The sequence below is a fragment of the Allobosea sp. Tri-44 genome (assembly GCF_004123845.1).
Taxonomy (GTDB): Bacteria; Pseudomonadota; Alphaproteobacteria; order Rhizobiales; family Beijerinckiaceae; genus Allobosea.
In genome coordinates this window covers 174,593-191,683 of the sequence record NZ_NBDP01000003.1, presented here as the reverse complement: position 1 = coordinate 191,683, position 17,091 = coordinate 174,593, and the positions used below count along the sequence as shown (strand labels likewise).

The following is a 17,091-nucleotide window of genomic DNA, read 5'->3' as shown; positions in this document are numbered from 1 at the left end:
TTGCCGACATAACGGCCCTTTCCGGCGCAAGGTTAAGATATATCACATGCCGCCGAAACGTCCGGGTCATTCGCGCTGCAGCGCCGCCAGCAACCCGCTGCGCAGATGGCGCATCAGCGCATCGCTCGCTTCCGCCGCAGCGGCAGGCTCGCCCGCGACAAGCGCCTGAGCCAGGGTCACGTGGTGGCTCGCCGCCGGCCCGAGATCGATCTGCCGATCGAAGAAGTACCAGGCGCGGCGGATCAGCGCCTGCAACGGCTCGACAGCCCGGCTGGCATAAGGACTGCGCGCCGCCGCCGCGACCAGCGCGTCGAGCTCCTTATCCAGGCGCATATAGGCGTTGACGTCATTGGCCTGTGCCGCCTCGCGCATCGCCCGCGCCTTGGCGAGGATGGCGCTGCGCTCGGCGGGCCCCGCCCGCCTCGCCGCCTCGGCCGCGATCAGGCGCTCCAACACCTCGCGGGCATCGAGCGCCGCCATCACGTCGATCGCGTCGATCGCGGTGACCACGACGCCCTTGCGCGGCAGGATCTCCACCAGCCCCTGCTGCGCCAGCCGGATCAGCGCCTCGCGCACCGGCGTGCGGCCGACGCCGACGAGCTCGATCATCTGCGCCTCGGTCAGCACCGCGCCCGGCCGCAGGGACAGGGTCACGATCGCCTCTTCGAGACGGCGATAGGCCAGATCGGACAGGCTGACGACGACGCGCCCGCCGATGGCATCCTCGCCGGAAACGCGGGCATCCTCGCCGGAAACGCGGGCATCCTCGCCGGAAACGCGGGCATCCTCGGTCATGGGCGGCACCAGCGATGCTTGACGCACCGGATACCATTGATATATCACAACTTTCAACAAGACCGCAAGGCGGGCGAGCCGGCCGATCAGCGGTTAAAGTCCCGCGCATGGAGCCGACATGGCGTTCGCCTGCACGACCCCCGCCGTCGCCACGCTCCAGCAGGACGACGACACGGTCCGGATCACGCGCTGGGATTTCGAGCCGGGCGCGGTGACCGGCTGGCACAGCCATGGCTGGCCCTATTTCGTGATCATGCTGGTCGCAGGCACCTTGCGCATCCATGACGGAGCCAAGGAGACCGACGTGCCACTGGCGCAGGGGCAGGCCTATATGCGCCAGGCCGGCATCCAGCACGACGTGATGAACGGCTCGCCCCATCCGATCGCCTTCGTCGAGATCGAGGTGAAGCAGCCGGCGGCGCTCAAGCTCCTGCCCGAGGCCCTGCCCACGACATGAAGATCGCGATCATCGGCGCCGGCATCGTCGGCACGGCAACCGCCCACGCTCTGCTCGACGAGGGTCACGAGGTCCTGATCCTCGACAAGGAAGGGCCGGCCTTCGGCCCCTCGCGCGGCAATGCCGGCATCATCGCCCATACCGACGTGCTGCCGATCGCCAGCCCGAACATGCTGCGCAAGGTGCCGGGCTTCCTGCTCGACCCGCTCGGCCCCTTGGCGATCCGCCTCGGCTATCTCCCGCAATTGCTGCCCTGGCTGGCGCGTTTCCTGCTCGCGGCACGCCCCGCCGCCTATGAGCGCTCGATCGCCGGCATCATCGCCATCCAGCAACTGGCGCTGCCAGCCTGGCTGGCGCGCGCCGAGAAGGCCGGACTCAATGGGCATATCCACCGCCGCGGCGCGCTCTATACCTATCGTGATGCGGGTGACACCGCGGGTCTCGAAGAACTCGCCCGGCGCCAGCGCGCCGCCGGCGTCGCCGTCGACATGCTCCGGCCGCAGGAACTGCGCCAGATGGAGCCGGCGCTGAAGGACTGCTTCGCCGGCGCCGCCTTTCACCCCGACGCCGCCCATATCAGCGACCCGCTCGCCCTCACCATGGCGCTCTTCGAAGCGGCGCTGGCGCGCGGCGCCACGTTCGAGAAGGCCGAGGTCAGCAACATCTCGATGGGCGAACGCCCTGCCCTGGTCGGCCCGGACGGCTGGCAGCGCGTCGTCGATCGCGTCGTCGTCGCGGCCGGCGCCTGGTCGAAGCCCTTGGCGGCGGCGATGGGTGACAACATCCCGCTCGACACCGAGCGTGGCTACAATGTCAGCTTCCCGGGCGTCACCGGCCTGACCAGCCGCCCTGTCGGCTTCAAGGACCATGGCTTCGTCATGACCCCGCTCGAAAGCGGCCTGCGCATCGGCGGCGCCGTCGAGTTCGGCGGGCTCGAGGCGGCGCCCAACCATGCCCGCACCAAGGCGCTCTACGACAAAGCGGCGATGCTGGTGGACGGGCTGCCGGCCTTTGACAGCGGCCGCCTCTGGATGGGCTTCCGGCCGTCGCTGCCGGATTCGCTGCCGGTCATCGGCAAGGCGAGCCGCAACCCCAATGTCGTCTACGCCTTCGGCCACGGCCATTACGGCATGACCCAGTCGGCCGCGACGGCCGATCTCGTCGCTGCGCTGATCGCCGGCCGCCGGCCCGCGATCGACCTCGGCCATTTCAGCCCGCAGCGCTTCTGAGGCGGCGGCGTCGGGCCTATAAGCTCGTCTAATGGTTGAATCGGCCTCTCAGCCAGCAGGAACAACGCCATGATCCGACTCGGCTTTGCGCTTCTCCTGGCTGGTTCGCTCGCTGGCTGCGCCAGCCTTCCGCAGCAAGCCTGCGCCCCCGGCCAGCAGCCCACGCTGAGCGCCGAACTGCTCTTCGGTCGCAAGATCGGCGACCGCGTCGGCGTCAGCGAAGCCGCCTTCCGCAGCTTCGTCGATGCGGAGGTGACGCCGCGCTTCCCCGACGGGCTCACCATCCTCGACGGCAGCGGGCAATACCGCGACCGCGAGGGCGGCAGACTCATCCGCGAACCGAGCAAGCTCGTATTAATCGCAATGGCGGACGAGGCCGGGAATCGCGAGAAGCTCGCCGCCATCGCCGAGGCCTATAAGCGCAGCTTCAGCCAGCAATCGGTCGGGCTGATCCTCAAGCCGGCCTGCGCCTCGTTCTAACGTTAGGTCTGGGATTGTCGAAAGAATCGGAAAACCTTTCCCGACAAGAGTCTATCGTCTCAGTGGCGTAGCCGCTCTTCCTCAACTAGCCTGACGCGACGGCATAGAAAATGCTGATGAGGGGCAACGCGCATGCAGGCTTCGATCCTGACCGATCTGCTGCTGCCGCTCGCCATTGGCATCGTCATGCTCGGACTGGGCCTGAGCCTGACGATCGCGGATTTCCGCCGCGTCGCCCGTTATCCGCTCGCCGTCGGCTTCGGCCTCTTCCTCCAGGTCCTGCTCCTGCCACTTGCTGCCTTCGCGATCGCGATCTGGCTGAAGCTTTCGCCGGATCATGCCGTCGGCCTGATGCTGCTCGCGGCAGCGCCGGGCGGGGCGACAGCCAACATCTACAGCCACCTCGCCCGCGGTGATGTCGCGCTCAACATCACCCTAACGGCGGTCAACAGCCTGCTTTGCCTGCTGACGCTGCCGATCGTGCTCGACCTCTCGCTCGACTATTTCCTGGGCGCCGGCCAATACGTGCCGCCCCCGCATCGCAAGGTCATCGAGGTCGCCGCGATCATCCTGATTCCGGTCGCCATCGGCATGCTGCTGCGGGCAAAGGCCGAGCACTTCGCCCTCCGCGCCGAGAAGCCGATCAAGATCTTCTCGATCCTCGTCCTCGTCGCCTTGATCGCGATCGCGATCTACATGGAGCGGAAGGCGCTGCTACCGAGCCTGATCGCGGTCGGCGGCGCCTGCCTCGCCTTCAACCTGGTCAGCATGCTGGCCGGCTATCTCGCTCCGTTGGCGCTACGCCTGCCGCAGGGCCAGGCGGTGGCGATCGCCATGGAGATCGGCATCCACAATGCCGCGCTGGCGATCTTCATCGCACTCAACGTGCTGCGCAATCCAGCCGCGGCGGTGGTGCCCGGCATCTACAGCCTGGTCATGTACGTGACCGCCTCGGCCTTCGCCGTCTGGCTGCTGCGCCGCCGGAACGCGGCGGTACACGCCACCTGAAACTCAGCCGAAGCGCGCCGGCGCGAACGGCGTCGGGTCGACGAAGACCTTCTGGCCGCTCACCATCTCCGCGACCATGCGGCCGGTCACCGCCGCCAGCGTCAACCCGTGATGGGCGTGGCCGAAGGAGAACCAGAGGTTCTTGTGCTTCGGCGCCGGGCCGATGATCGGCATCATGTCCGGCGTGCACGGCCGGTTGCCGAGCCAGGGCTCGGCATCGAGCCGCTCGCCGAGCGGGAACAGGGTCTTGGCGATCGGCTCGGCGCGGGCGAGTTGCACCGGCGTTTTCGGCGCGCCGCGATTGGCGAACTCGGCGCCAGTGGTGAGGCGAACACCCTGGCGCATCGGCGCCAGGAAATAGCCGCGCTCGGTATCGAGCACCGGGTGGTTCAGCACGGCGTTGCCGAGCGGCTTGTAGTGCATGTGGTAGCCGCGCTTGACGGCGAGCGGCAGGTGGTAGCCGAGCTGGCGCGTCAGCACATCGGCCCAGGGCCCGAGGGCCACGACCACGTCCATGCCGAGCGCCTTGGTGCCGTCCGCCAGCGTCACGCTCCAGCGGTCGCCATCCTGCGTCAGCGTTCCGGCATCGCCTTGCGCAACGCGCCCGCCAAGCGTCTCGAACAATGCGAGATAGGCCTTTGACAGGCCGAGCGGATCGATCACCGTCACCGGGTCGGTCCAGTGCAGGCCGCCGATCAGGCTCTGGTCGAGATGCGGCTCCGCGGCCCGCAAGGTCGCGGCGTCGAGCGCACGATGGTTCAGGCCAAAATCGCGCTGCCAGCGCGCCGCTTCCGCCAGCCGGGTCTCCTGCTCGAAGGGCGTGCGGAACACCTTCATCCAGCCTTTGCGCCGCAACAGGTCGGTCGCGCCGGCTTCCTGCGCCAGCGCGTCATGCTCGGTCACGCAGTGCTCGATCAGGGTCGCGTATTTGTGGGCGATCGCCTCGTGCTGCGAGGCGCGCGAATGCATCCAGTACGACCACAGGAACGGCGCGAGCTTGGGGATCGCATTCCAATGGTAATGCGCGTCGATGGTGTTGTTCATCGCATAGCGGATGAGCGCACCGAAATCATGCGGGAAGCCGTAAGGGTAGACGCCCTCGCGCTGGATCAAACCGGCATTGCCATAGCTGGTCTCGCCACCCGGCTGGCCGCGATCGACCAGCAGCACCGAGCGGCCCGCCTTCTGCAGATGCAGCGCTACCGAAATCCCGACGATTCCCGCCCCAAGAACGATCGCGTCCGTGCGCATCCAACCTGCCTCCGCCAGCCTTCCCCTCGTGCAAGAATAGCGCCGGCGATGGCGCTGTCAGCTCTTGTGTGGAATATTGCGGCATATCCGGCAAAGTTTCGCAATTTCCGCCGCGTATGCTGCAACGCAACAGGGTTGGCGACAATCTATGCCAGGCTTGCGCAATTTTCTGCGCCCACTAGCAGCTACGATTGCAAGCAGTGCCGCCTTCGTGGGGGACTCGCTCGAGCAGGGGCGGCTCATCGCCGTTCACCCGCAATGACGCCGGAGCGCCCTGCGCCCATGCCAGATGACGGCGCCCTCCGGATCGGCCAGTGTGGCGCCCCGTTTCGCTCTCCCGGTTTCGATGCTCGCCGCCCTCGCCTCCGCCCTCGCCCTGCTCGGCCGCTATGGCACGCAGGGCTTCGCGCTTTCGATCTTCCTCGGGCTCGCTTTGCCGCAGTTCTCGGCGGCGGCGCGCCCGCTGCTGCCGATCACGATCTTCTGCTTCACCACCGTGGTGTTCATGCGCGCCGATCTCGGCGTGATCGCCGGGCTGGTGCGCCGGCCGGCGAAGCTCATCCTGACCTGCCTCTGGCTGCTGTTTGTCCCGGCGCTGCTGATCGCCGCCGCGCTCCTGCTGCTCGGCCGCGAAGCGCTCGATCCCGGCCTCCTGCTCGGCATTGCGATCATGGGCGCGGCGCCGCCGATCATGTCCTCGCCCGCGGTCGCCATCCTCTACGGCTTCGAGCCCTCGCTGATCATCGCCGGCGTCATCGTCACCACGATCGCGAGCCCCCTCATTGCGCCGTTCCTGGTCGACTGGCTGGCGGGAGCCGCCGTCCCGCTCGACCGGCTGGCGCTGGCCTTGCGGCTCGTGATGTTCATCGGCGGCGGCATGGTCGTGGCTTTCGCGATCCGGCGCTGGCTCGGGCCCGAGCGCATCCGGGCGCTGAAGCCCAATCTCGATGGCTTCGGCGTGCTGATGTATTTCATCTTCGCCATCGCGGCGATGGACGGTGTCACCCGCGCGGCGATGGAGCGGCCGGGCCAGGTCGCGCTCTTCCTTGCCGTCGCCTTCCTGGTCTCCGCGGTCGGCCTCGCCAGCGCCTGGCTGGCCTTGCGCCGTTTTCCCGCGTCCGAGCGCTTCATGATCGGCTATGGCACCGGCCAGCGGAACATGGGCCTGCTGGTCGCTGCCCTCGGCGCCGGCGTGCCGCCGACCACCTTCCTCTATTTCGCGCTGGCCCAGTTCCCGATCTATCTCCTGCCCTGGCTGCTGCGCGGCATCGCCGCGCGCCTCCGGCGCAGGGAGGCGCCTGCTGACGCAGGCTGACCAGGCCGGCCCCCAGGCTGCCCATAACCAGCCGCTTTGACGGCTGGGGCATGGGGACGAAACCAATGAAGCTCTATTCCGGACCACTCAGCCTGTTCGGCCGCAAGGTCGAGATCGCGCTTGCCGAGAAGGGGCTGGCCTTCGAGCGTGTCGTGGTGCCGTTCAACCAGATGGTCGGCTACAATCCGAAGCACCCCGACGTGCTCGCCGCCAACCCGAAGGCGCAGGTGCCGGTCCTGGTCGATGGCGAGCTGACCCTCTACGATTCCACCCTGATCCTCGAATATCTCGACGAGGCCTATCCGCAGCCACCGCTCTACCCCGCGACGCCGGTCGAGCGGGCGCGCTGCCGCCAGCACGAGCTCTTCGCCGATGAAGTGCTGTTCGGCGCGCTGCGCCAGCTCTTTCACCGCAACGGCGAACGCCTGCCGCAGGCGGAATTGGAGCAGGCGGAGGGTGAGGCCAGGACGGCCGAAGCCCAGCTGGCGCGCTACTTCGTCAACATCGACGCCGCGCTCGGCCAAAAACCTTATCTCTGCGGCACCTTCTCCGTCGCCGATATCGGAATGTTTCTGATGGTGCACTATGTCCGCCGGCTGGACGGGCCGTCATTCGCTGCCCTTCCGGCGCTCGCGGCCTGGTACGAACGGGTCGCCGTGCGTCCCGTCTTCGCGACACAACTGACCGAGATCGCCGATTGGGACCGCAAGCTCTCGCTGCCGCTCCAGCGCCTCTGACTTGGGGGGCAAAAAATCCTGCTGACGCGAGCTGACTTCAAGCTTTGTCAGAGTTCTGACAAGCAAAACTGGAGTTACTGCCATGATCACGCTCTATTCGGGGCCGCTCAGTCTGTTCTCGCGCAAGATCGAGATCGCATTGCGCGAAAAAGGCCTCGCCTTCGAGCGGATCATGGTGCCGTTCAACCAGACGACCGGCTACGATCCCAAGCATCCCGAAGTCGTCGCCATCAACCCCAAGCAGCAGGTCCCGGTCATGAACGATGACGGGCTGGTGCTCTACGATTCCACCGTGATCCTCGAATATCTCGAGGACGCGTATCCTGAGCCGTCGCTCCTCCCGCTCTGCCCCGGCGCCCGCGCCCGCTGCCGGCTTAACGAGCTCTATGCCGACGAGATCATGCTGCAGGCGCTGAAGCCGCTGATGCATCGCACCAGCCCGCCGAGCACCGACCAGACCAGGCGCTTCGCGCAGGAGGCCGACGCGCTGATCGCCGAGCGCGCGCTGGAGAACCACTACGCCGTGCTCGAAGACCGTCTCGCCGGCCGCGACTTCTTCGGCGACGCCGTCACGATCGCCGACATCGCCCTCTTCATGAGCGTGCTGTTCTCGTTGCGCCTCGGCGGCCCGTCGCTCGCGCCATTCGACGGCTTGTCGCGCTGGTTCGATCGGCTGAAGCTCCGGCCCGCCTTCACCCAGGCTGCCGTCGAGATCGCCGAGGCCGACCGGCGGCTGTCATTCCCGTTGAAGCGGGCCTGAAGACAGCCTTTCGCGATTGCGAGACCCATCCCGCAGCGCTAGACCACGCCGCATGAGCACGATCCGCATCGCCCCATCCATCCTCTCGGCCGATTTCGCCAAGCTCGGCGAAGAGGTCCGCGCCATCGACGAAGCCGGCGCCGACTGGATCCACTGCGACGTGATGGACGGGCATTTCGTGCCCAACATCACCTTCGGCCCCGACGTGTTGAAGGCGATCCGCCCGCACACCAAAAAGTTCTTCGACGTCCATTTGATGATCGCGCCGGTCGATCCCTACACCGAGGCCTTCGCCAAGGCCGGCGCCGACCTGATCTCGTTCCATGTCGAGGCCGGGCCGCATCCACACCGGACGATCCAGGCGATCAAGGCGCAGGGCAAGAAGGCCGGCATCGTGCTCAATCCCGGCACGCCGGCGAGCGCGGCCGAGCCGCTGATCGGCGATGTCGACCTGATCCTGCTGATGACGGTGAACCCCGGCTTCGGCGGCCAGAGCTTCATCCATTCGGTCGTCGACAAGATCGCGCAGGTTCGGGCGCTGATCGGCGAGCGGCCGATCGCGCTCGAGATCGACGGCGGCGCCACGCCAGAGACGGCGCCGCTCGCGGTCAAGGCCGGTGCCGACGTGCTGGTCGCCGGCTCGGCGGTGTTCAAGGGCGGGCCTTCGGCCTATGCCGGCAACATCGCCGCCATCCGCAAGGCGGCCGAGACGGCGCGGGGCGACTGGGTCTGAGAGCTTCCAAGCGTCATGCTCGGGCTTGACCCGAGCATCTCAGGCCGGAAGAGGCGCCAACCAGCGCCTTCTCGTCACGAGATTCTCGGGTCTGCGCTGTGCTCCGCCCGAGAATGACGGCGCAGTCCTACAGATCGATCGCAGCGAAGCCGCCATAGATCAGGCGGGTGCCGTCGAAGGGCATCGGATTGGCGCCGGGCTGCATCCGCGGATCTTCCATCAGCTTCTGCCAGCCGGCATCGCGCGCTTCCTTGCTCGGCCACTCGACCCAGGAGAAGACGACGACCTCATCGTCCTTGGCTGCAACGGCACGATAGAAATCGGTTTGCTTGCCGCGCGGGACATCGTCGCCCCAGGACTCGAAGACGCGGGTCGCGCCGTACTCCTTGAACAGTGGCGCGGCCTTGCGCGCATGCTCGGCATAGGCCTCGCGATTGGCGGCAGGCACGGCCGCGACGAAACCATCGACATAGGACATCGGTCTTTTCCTCCTTGGGTCTGTCGGCGCTCCAGAAGCGAGGAGCATCCCGCCCAGCCGGCGCGGACGCTAGGCACCGCGAGGGCCCGAAGCTGTCAGCAGACACCCTACGGCATTCCGTCGCGAGCCTCTCCGTGCTAGCGAGCCCGCGAGCCTTTTATCATCACGCCGCGAGCCCGCTATGATCCCCCGCTATTCCCGCCCCGAGATGGTCGCGATCTGGGAGCCGCAGACGCGCTTCCGCATCTGGTTCGAGATCGAGGCCCACGCCACCGACAAGCTCGCCGAGCTCGGCGTCGTGCCGAAGGAAGCGGCGGCGACGATCTGGTCCAAGGCCAAGGACGCGGTCTTCGACGTCGCCCGCATCGACGAGATCGAGCGCGTCACCAAGCACGACGTCATCGCCTTCCTGACCCATCTCGCCGAGATCGTCGGCCCCGAGGCGCGCTTCGTCCATCAGGGCATGACCTCCTCGGATGTGCTCGACACCACGCTCTCGGTGCAACTGGCGCGCGCCACCGACATCCTGATCGCCGATGTCGATGCCCTGCTCGCCGCCATCAGGCGCCGCGCCTTCGAGCACAAGCTGACCCCGACCATCGGCCGCTCGCATGGCATCCACGCTGAGCCGGTGACCTTCGGCCTCAAGCTCGCCCAGGCCTATGCCGAGTTCGACCGCTGCCGCGCCCGGCTCATTGCCGCCCGCGCCGAGATCGCGACCTGCGCCATCTCCGGCGCCGTCGGCACCTTCGCCAATATCGACCCGCAGGTGGAGGAGTATGTCGCCGCCAAGATGGGGCTGACGCCGGAGCCGGTCTCGACCCAGGTCATCCCGCGCGACCGCCACGCCATGTTCTTCGCCACGCTCGGCGTTGTCGCGTCTTCAGTCGAACGTCTGGCGACCGAGATCCGCCATCTCCAGCGCACCGAGGTCTATGAGGCCGAGGAGTATTTCTCGCCGGGCCAGAAGGGCTCTTCGGCAATGCCGCACAAGCGCAACCCCGTCCTGACCGAGAACCTGACCGGCCTCGCCCGTCTCGTGCGCGGCATGGTCACGCCGGCGCTGGAGAACGTCGCGCTCTGGCACGAGCGCGACATCTCGCACTCCTCGGTCGAGCGCATGATCGGCCCCGATGCGACGGTGACGCTCGACTTCGCGCTGGCCCGCCTCACCGGTGTCGTCGACAAGCTGCTGATCTATCCGCAGAACATGAGGAAGAACCTCGACAAGCTCGGCGGCCTGCACAATTCGCAGCGCGTCCTGCTCGCGCTGACCCAGGCCGGCGCCAGCCGCGAGGACAGCTATTCCATGGTCCAGCGCAATGCGATGCGCACCTGGGAGCACGGCGAGGACTTCCTCACCAATCTCAAGGCCGACAGGGACGTGACCGCGAAGCTCTCAGTGGCGCAACTGGAGGCGATGTTCGACGAGGGCTACCACTTCAAGCATGTCGACACGATCTTCCGCCGGGTGTTCGGAGAAGTGTGAGGCGCCTGCTGGATTTCGCGGAACCGAACGCTATCTAGCGGCCATGAAAACCTCCGACACCGATATCCTGATCGTCCCCGGCTGGTCGGGCTCCGGGCCTGACCATTGGCAGAGCCGCTGGGAGGCCAAGCTGCCCACGGCCCGCCGCGTCGAGCAGGAAGACTGGTACAAGCCGACCCGCGACGGCTGGGCGGACCGCATCGTCGCCGCCGTGCGCGCCGCGACCAGGCCGGTCGTCATCGTCGCCCACTCGGCCGGCGTCAGCGCCGTCGCGCATGCGGCCGAGCATCTGAAACCGCACGAGGTCACCGGCGCCTTCCTGGTCGCGCCGGCCTCCGAGCGCGCCAAGCGGGCGATTCCCGGCATGGCGGACGACTTCGCCGCGATCCCGCTGAGGCCCCTGCCCTTCCGCTCGGTGCTGATCGCCAGTGCGACCGATCCCTACTGCACGCAGGACGAGGCCAGGGCGCTGGCTGAGGCCTGGGGCTCGAAATTCGTCGATGCCGGCGACAGCGGCCATCTCAACACCGAATCCGGCCACGGCCCCTGGCCTGACGGTTTGCTGCGCTTCGCCGGTTTCATGAAGAGCCTGACGGCGGTGTGAAAGCGGAGCGGCGGACGCTACGGATCGTGTCGATCAAGGCGCGAAGCGGCGCCGCCATCTGCCGCTGGGCCGGGTAGCAGAGGTAGTAACCGGGGAAAGGGGCGGACCAGGTCTCGAGCAGCGCGACGAGGCGGCCCTCGGCGATGTGCGGCGCGATCAGCTGCTGGCTGGCGAATGCGACGCCGACCCCGTCGACCGCCGCCTGCACCCCGAAGTCCTTCATGTTGGAGATCAGGGGGCCGTCAATGGCGACCTCGAACCACTTGCCGTTTTCCATGAACTCCCATTTGTACGGCGTCTTCTGCCCCGGCCAGCGCCAGCCGATGCAGCGATGGGCAAGAAGATCGCGCGGATGGGCCGGCGTCCCGTGCCGGGCGAGATAGTCGGGCGAGGCGACCGCGGTCTGGCGCAGGTCCGGGCCGAGTTTCACCGCAATGAGATCCCTGTCGATCACCTCCCCGAGGCGGATGGCGACGTCATAGCCCTCGGCCACGATGTTCACGACGGCGTCGTCGAGGGTGACGTCGAGCACGACCTGCGGATAGGCGTCGCTGAAGGCACGGAGGATTGGCGTCAGATAGAGCTCGGCCGCCGCCCGGAAGCAGTGCACCCGCACGGTCCCGGCGGGATGGGCGCGGCGCTCGCGGGTCTCGCCCAGCGCTTCCGCCAGTTCCTCGACGGCGGGCAGTACCCGTTCGAACAGCCTGGCCCCCGCCTCGGTCAGGGAGACGCTGCGGGTGGTGCGGTTGAACAGGCTGACCCCGACCCGCTCCTCGAGCGCCCGGACCATCTGGCTCAGCGCCGAGGATGACACACCGAGGTTCTCGGCCGCCCGGCTGAAGTTCAGCGAGCCGGCGACGGCCACGAAGGCGCGAAGCTGGTTGAAGTCTCCAGCAGACAGAAAGGAAGTATCCATGATCGCCTTCGATTGCTTAGCTCAGCTTACAAGGCTGATTAGCGCGCGCGGATTAAACATTGCCGCCCCATCTTTATATTCTGCTGGACGTTGGATTTGAAGGGAAACACCATGACGCCGCAGGACCTGCCCTCGACAGGAAACATAGATGGATTGGTCGCCTTGGCGAAAACCTACTTCGACGCCGCCTACGCGATGGACGCTGACACGTTCGCGACCATCTTCGACCCCGCCGCCTTGGTCACCCGGCGCGGCGATGGCGACAGCGTGGTGGTTACCCCTGTCGCCGCCTGGCTCGATGTGGTCCGGAGCCTGACCTCGCCGCATGACGCTGGCGGCGTACGCGCCGACCAGATCCTCTCGATCGCCATGACCCGTGATATGGCGCTGCTCAAGCTCCGCCTCCGGATCCCGCCCCGTGAGGTGACCGACCTGCTATCGTGTTTTTACCTCAACGAGCGCTGGCAGATCGTCCAGAAAGTGTTCGCGGCCGAGACCCTGGCCTAAAAGCTCCGCCACCATCTTCACCCGAGCGAACCGAAACCAACTGCTTGGTCGGCCGCTCAGTTGCGGCGACTGAAGGCGAAAGACGGGAGTGTCGGCTCACGGACCGGAGTCGACGCGGGCAGTTGTCTTGACAGCTCCGATCGCTAGATTGGCTCGCCGCCGCACGAACCGGCACATCGAAAATGGCGAGGGTCAGCCATGCATGAACTTGCTGTTCTGGCCTCGATCCTCGGCGTTTTCCTGCTTGGCGCGATCAGCCCCGGCCCGAGTTTCGTCGTGGTCTCGCGCATCGCCATCTCCGGATCCCGCGCCGATGGCGTGATGGCGGCGATCGGCATGGGCATTGGCGGTTTTGTCTTCGCCTCTGTCGCGGTCGCGGGCCTGACGGCGATCCTGCTGCAGGTCGAATGGCTCAACCTGGCGCTCAGATTGGCCGGCGGCGCTTATCTTGTGTGGCTCGGCATCAATATCTGGCGTGCAGCGCCCGAGCAGCTGGACATTGCCGAGATGGCAACCGAGCGACCGAACACGCTATGGAAGTCGCTGTTGAAGGCTCTCTTCGTCCAGCTGTCCAATCCAAAGACGGCGATTTTTTATGCGTCCATGTTCGCGGCGCTGCTGCCGTCCCCGACGCCGTCATGGATGTATTTCGCCCTGCCACCCATGCTCTTCCTCATCGAATTCGCCTGGTACACGGTCGTGGCCGTCGGGTTCTCGGCTCGCGCGCCAAAGGCTGCCTATCTGCGCTCGAAGATCTGGATCGACCGGGCTGCCGGAGCGGTGGTCGGAGCTCTGGGCGCCAAGTTGATGGCGGACAGCGTGCGCTCGTCGGCTTGACCCTCGGAGGTGGCACGATCCCGGACATCCCAATCGCGAGATCTCAACTCCGATCGAATGCGGCCCAGACTGCTTCGGCGATTTGTCCCTGACGCGCCACAGGCCGAAATAATCGGATTTCAATCGGAATCGCCAGGTTAGAATCTCCTGCCTCGACCAGTCGGCCGAGCGAAATGTCCTCCTCGGCCAAAGTCCGAGGCAGCCATGCGACACCGTCTCCGGCGCGTGCCATCGAAAGCAGGGTGGCGGCGAGGTGCGATGTAAACACCGTCTCAAGCGTAAACGTTCGATCTGCGGTGTCCCGAAGCGCCGCAATGATCCGACCCAGGCCGGATTGCTCGCTGTAGCCCAGGTATTTCACCGTCGCACTGCGATTGAGCCGCCAACGCGGCGCCCCATCCTTGTCGGGGGCACTGAGCGGAACAAGAGTATCTTCCCCGACCACGATGCTCTTGAACTGGCCGGTTTCAACCCGGTTGCTCATGGCCGGATGATAGTGGCAAAGCAAGAACTGGGCATCCCCCCGCAGCATCAGCTGCTCGCATGCTTGCATGCTGTCCGAGATCAGTTTCAGGTTTCCGAGTGCTAGAATCTTCTCGTTTCCGCGGACCCATCTCGGAAAGAACGTGAAGGAGAGCGCATGCGTCGCCGCGATCGACAGCGGACCGGTGCCTTGGCCCGCAACTTCCAGGGTGTCGCGCCGCAACTGGCGCAGCGAACGAGCCAGAATCTCCGCCTGATTGTGAAAGTACTTTCCTGCGGGCGTGAGCGCGACATGATGCGTCGTGCGCATGAACAAGGGCGCACCGATCCAATCTTCGAGCGCGCGAATTCTTCGGCTGAACGCCGGTTGGGTGACGTTTCGGGCTGAGGCGGCCTTGGAAAAATTCAAGGATTCGGCCAACGCCAGATAATCTTCAAGCCAGATCAATTCCATCGGTAATGCCGGAACTGCATAAGCATTCTCGGCATTAGCATTGGCTCCGCGCGGGCGCCAGCCCTAACGATGACCCCGACATCAACCGTGATTTTGGAGGAGTTCAAGATGCGTATCGTCGACGTCGTCGAGATCACCAAGCCCATCGCGTCTCCGATCCGCAACGCCTATATCGACTTCTCGAAGATGACGGCGAGCCTGGTGGCCGTCGTGACGGATGTCGTGCGCGACGGCCGTCGGGTGGTCGGATACGGCTTCAACTCCAATGGGCGCTACGGCCAGGGCGGCCTGATCCGGGAGCGCTTCCGCAGTCGCATCCTTGAAGCCGAGCCTAAGAGCCTGCTCGACGATGCCGGCAGCAATCTCGATCCCCAGCGCATCTGGGCGGCGATGATGTCGAATGAGAAGCCGGGGGGGCATGGCGAGCGCTCCGTCGCTGTGGGCACTCTCGACATGGCCGTCTGGGACGCGGTCGCGAAGATCGCCGGCAAGCCCTTGTTCCGCCTTCTTGCCGAGGAAAGGGGCCGCGAAGCTGATCCGCGTGTCTTCGTCTATGCCGCAGGCGGCTATTATTATCCGGGGAAGAACAACTCGGCGCTCCAGGCGGAGATGCGCCGCTATCTCGACCGCGGCTACAATGTCGTCAAGATGAAGATCGGCGGGGCCTCGATCGACGAGGACCGCAAGCGCATCGAGGCCGTGCTGAAGGAAATCGGATCGCAGGCCCAGCTGGCAGTGGATGCGAATGGTCGTTTCGACCTGGAGACCGGTATCGCCTACGCCAAGATGCTGCGCAACTATCCCCTGTTCTGGTACGAGGAGGTCGGCGATCCGCTCGACTACGCCCTCCAGGCAGCCCTCTCGGAATTCTATCCCGGTCCGATGGCGACGGGCGAGAATCTCTTCTCTCACCAGGATGCGCGCAACCTGCTCCGCTACGGAGGCATGCGCCCCGATCGTGACTGGTTGCAGTTCGATTGCGCCCTGTCATACGGACTTGTCGAATATCTGAGGACGCTCGATGTCCTGTCCCAATATGGCTGGTCGCCGTCCCGCTGTATTCCCCATGGCGGGCATCAGATGTCACTGAACATTGCGGCTGGTCTCGGCCTGGGTGGTAACGAGAGTTATCCCGATCTCTTCCAGCCCTATGGCGGTTTTCCGGATTCAGTTCGCGTCGAGGACGGCCATATCGTCATGCCCGACCTGCCGGGAATCGGTTTCGAGGGGAAATCCGATCTGATCAAGGTCATGCGAGAATTGGCCGAGTAGCCAACTCTCGTGGCGTCTGTCGACCGCGCCACGAGGCGAGCCGGCGATCCGCCCCGGGCGCTGGCAGACGCCGACACGAAAAACCCGCCCCGGATCGCTCCGGAGCGGGTCTTGATGTCACGCCTTGCGGCGATCAGCCGATATCAATTCTCGACATAGCCGATCTTGCCGTCGGCACCCTTCTTCCAGGTGTAGACGGTGTAGTCCGGGCGAGTGATGTCGCCCTTCTTGTCGAAACCGATCTTGCCGATGACGGTATCGACCGGAGCGGCGCCGTGCAGCGCGGCGGCGACCTTCTTCGGGTCAAGCGAGTTCGCGCGCTTGGCGCCTTCGGCCATGATCTGGACCGCGGCATAGCTGTAGAGGGTGTAGGCTTCCGGCTTGAACTTGCGGGCCTCGAACTTCTTCAGGACCGCAGCGGCTTCCGGACGCTTCTGCGGATCCGGCGGGAAGGTCATCAGCGTGCCTTCGACGCCGGGGCCGCCGATCGTGGCGAACTCGTCGGTGGTGATGCCGTCGCCGGAAATCAGCACGGTCTTCAGGCCCTGGTCGCGCATCTGGCGCACGATCAGGCCGCCTTCGGTGTGCAGGCCACCCCAATAGAGATAGTCGGCACCCGTCGACTTCAGCTTCGAGATCAGCGCCGAGAAGTCCTTCTCGCCGGCGTTGACGCCTTCATAGAGCACGTCCTTGACGCCGGCCTTGGTCAGGCCCTTGCGGGTCTCGTCGGCGAGGCCCTGGCCATAGGTCGTCTTGTCGTGGACGATGGCGATCTTCTTGTCCTTGAGGTTCTTGGCGATGTAGTTCGCCGCGACCTCACCCTGCTGGTCATCGCGGCCGCAGGTGCGGAACACGTTCCAGAGGCCACGCTCGGTGATCTTCGGATTGGTCGCCGACGGGGTGATCATCAGGATGCCGTTCTCGGCATAGACTTCCGACGCCGGCATGGTCACGCCGGAGTTGAAGTGGCCGAGCACCAGCTTGACGCCGTCGCCGACGAACTTGTTGGCGACCGAGACGCCCTGCTTCGGATCGGAGACGTCGTCGCCGACCAGAACCTGGATCTTCTGGCCGAGGATGCCGCCGGCGGCGTTGATGTCTTCGGCAGCCTGCTCCGCCCCGTTCTTCAGCTGCGCCCCGAACGCCGCGTTCGGTCCCGTGATCGGGCCGGCGACGCCGAGCTTGATCTGTGCGTTCGCTACGCCCGAGAAGGCGAGGACCGCGCCAAGGGCAATTCCGCCCAAGAGCAGCTTCTTCATGCGTTGTGACTCCCCTGTGAGAATAGT

19 protein-coding genes are annotated in these 17,091 nt (G+C 65.9%); 13 read left to right on the top strand and 6 right to left on the bottom strand.

Annotated features, from left to right (window positions below; translation table 11 throughout):
- Positions 1–66: 66 nt before the first annotated feature.
- Positions 67–795 (bottom strand): GntR family transcriptional regulator, encoded by a 729-nt coding sequence (locus B6S44_RS00925; RefSeq protein ID WP_129154931.1) that lies wholly within the window; start codon positions 793–795, stop codon positions 67–69.
- Between the two features lie 118 nt (positions 796–913).
- Between B6S44_RS00925 and B6S44_RS00920 the strand changes: the two genes are divergently transcribed.
- From B6S44_RS00920 to B6S44_RS00905, 4 genes are all read left to right on the top strand, one after another.
- Positions 914–1,252: a cupin domain-containing protein gene (locus tag B6S44_RS00920; RefSeq protein ID WP_129154930.1), complete on the top strand. Its 339-nt coding sequence runs from the start codon at positions 914–916 to the stop codon at positions 1,250–1,252.
- Complete coding sequence (locus B6S44_RS00915; RefSeq protein WP_129154929.1) at positions 1,249–2,481, top strand: FAD-binding oxidoreductase; 1,233 nt, start codon at positions 1,249–1,251, stop codon at positions 2,479–2,481. Before B6S44_RS00920 ends, B6S44_RS00915 begins: the two co-directional genes overlap by 4 nt.
- 69 nt (positions 2,482–2,550) lie before the next feature.
- Positions 2,551–2,961, top strand: coding sequence for a DUF3574 domain-containing protein (locus B6S44_RS00910; RefSeq protein WP_129154928.1), 411 nt, complete (start codon positions 2,551–2,553; stop codon positions 2,959–2,961).
- Between the two features lie 132 nt (positions 2,962–3,093).
- Positions 3,094–3,969: a bile acid:sodium symporter family protein gene (locus B6S44_RS00905; RefSeq protein ID WP_129154927.1), complete on the top strand. Its 876-nt coding sequence runs from the start codon at positions 3,094–3,096 to the stop codon at positions 3,967–3,969.
- 3 nt (positions 3,970–3,972) lie between these two features.
- On the opposite strand, the gene B6S44_RS00900 is transcribed toward B6S44_RS00905, so the two are convergent.
- Positions 3,973–5,220 carry an NAD(P)/FAD-dependent oxidoreductase gene (locus B6S44_RS00900; RefSeq protein ID WP_129154926.1) on the bottom strand — a complete coding sequence of 416 codons (1,248 nt, stop codon included), beginning with the start codon at positions 5,218–5,220 and terminating at the stop codon, positions 3,973–3,975.
- A gap of 316 nt (positions 5,221–5,536) precedes the next feature.
- Here B6S44_RS00900 and B6S44_RS00895 point away from each other — a divergent pair, with 316 nt between their 5' ends.
- The 4 genes from B6S44_RS00895 (at position 5,537) to rpe (ending at position 8,765) form a co-directional block, all read left to right on the top strand.
- A complete protein-coding gene (locus tag B6S44_RS00895; protein ID WP_164985668.1) occupies positions 5,537–6,535 on the top strand; it encodes a sodium:proton symporter in 999 nt (332 codons plus the stop codon).
- A gap of 65 nt (positions 6,536–6,600) precedes the next feature.
- A complete protein-coding gene (locus B6S44_RS00890; RefSeq protein WP_129154924.1) occupies positions 6,601–7,272 on the top strand; it encodes a glutathione S-transferase family protein in 672 nt (223 codons plus the stop codon).
- An 82-nt stretch (positions 7,273–7,354) separates the two neighbouring features.
- Complete coding sequence (locus B6S44_RS00885) at positions 7,355–8,032, top strand: glutathione S-transferase family protein (protein WP_248309382.1); 678 nt, start codon at positions 7,355–7,357, stop codon at positions 8,030–8,032.
- 52 nt (positions 8,033–8,084) lie between these two features.
- A complete protein-coding gene (gene rpe / locus B6S44_RS00880) occupies positions 8,085–8,765 on the top strand; it encodes a ribulose-phosphate 3-epimerase (protein WP_129154923.1) in 681 nt (226 codons plus the stop codon).
- A gap of 127 nt (positions 8,766–8,892) precedes the next feature.
- On the opposite strand, the gene B6S44_RS00875 is transcribed toward rpe, so the two are convergent.
- The gene (locus B6S44_RS00875; RefSeq protein ID WP_129154922.1) at positions 8,893–9,243 is read right to left on the bottom strand and encodes a DUF1428 domain-containing protein; all 351 of its coding nucleotides are present in this window, start codon (positions 9,241–9,243) and stop codon (positions 8,893–8,895) included.
- Between the two features lie 181 nt (positions 9,244–9,424).
- Between B6S44_RS00875 and purB the strand changes: the two genes are divergently transcribed.
- On the top strand, positions 9,425–10,732 hold the full coding sequence (gene purB, locus B6S44_RS00870) for an adenylosuccinate lyase (protein ID WP_129154921.1): 1,308 nt from the start codon (positions 9,425–9,427) through the stop codon (positions 10,730–10,732).
- 43 nt (positions 10,733–10,775) lie between these two features.
- Complete coding sequence (locus B6S44_RS00865) at positions 10,776–11,336, top strand: RBBP9/YdeN family alpha/beta hydrolase (protein WP_129154920.1); 561 nt, start codon at positions 10,776–10,778, stop codon at positions 11,334–11,336.
- Here the strand turns inward: B6S44_RS00865 and B6S44_RS00860 are convergent.
- Positions 11,311–12,252, bottom strand: a complete 942-nt coding sequence (locus tag B6S44_RS00860) for a LysR family transcriptional regulator (RefSeq protein WP_129154919.1) — start codon at positions 12,250–12,252, stop codon at positions 11,311–11,313. The genes B6S44_RS00865 and B6S44_RS00860 overlap by 26 nt on opposite strands.
- A gap of 111 nt (positions 12,253–12,363) precedes the next feature.
- Between B6S44_RS00860 and B6S44_RS00855 the strand changes: the two genes are divergently transcribed.
- Together B6S44_RS00855 and B6S44_RS00850 are read left to right on the top strand one after the other, a co-directional pair.
- A complete protein-coding gene (locus tag B6S44_RS00855) occupies positions 12,364–12,759 on the top strand; it encodes a nuclear transport factor 2 family protein (RefSeq protein WP_129154918.1) in 396 nt (131 codons plus the stop codon).
- A gap of 198 nt (positions 12,760–12,957) precedes the next feature.
- On the top strand, positions 12,958–13,596 hold the full coding sequence (locus B6S44_RS00850) for a LysE family translocator (RefSeq protein WP_129154917.1): 639 nt from the start codon (positions 12,958–12,960) through the stop codon (positions 13,594–13,596).
- Positions 13,597–13,639: 43 nt separating this feature from the next.
- On the opposite strand, the gene B6S44_RS00845 is transcribed toward B6S44_RS00850, so the two are convergent.
- Positions 13,640–14,533 carry a LysR family transcriptional regulator gene (locus B6S44_RS00845; RefSeq protein WP_129154916.1) on the bottom strand — a complete coding sequence of 298 codons (894 nt, stop codon included), beginning with the start codon at positions 14,531–14,533 and terminating at the stop codon, positions 13,640–13,642.
- A gap of 108 nt (positions 14,534–14,641) precedes the next feature.
- On the opposite strand from B6S44_RS00845, the gene B6S44_RS00840 reads away from it, so the two are divergent.
- A complete protein-coding gene (locus B6S44_RS00840; RefSeq protein ID WP_129154915.1) occupies positions 14,642–15,805 on the top strand; it encodes a mandelate racemase/muconate lactonizing enzyme family protein in 1,164 nt (387 codons plus the stop codon).
- A gap of 143 nt (positions 15,806–15,948) precedes the next feature.
- Here the strand turns inward: B6S44_RS00840 and B6S44_RS00835 are convergent, their stop codons facing one another.
- Entirely contained in the window at positions 15,949–17,064 is a 1,116-nt protein-coding gene (locus tag B6S44_RS00835) for a branched-chain amino acid ABC transporter substrate-binding protein (RefSeq protein WP_129154914.1), read from the bottom strand.
- Positions 17,065–17,091: the final 27 nt, after the last annotated feature.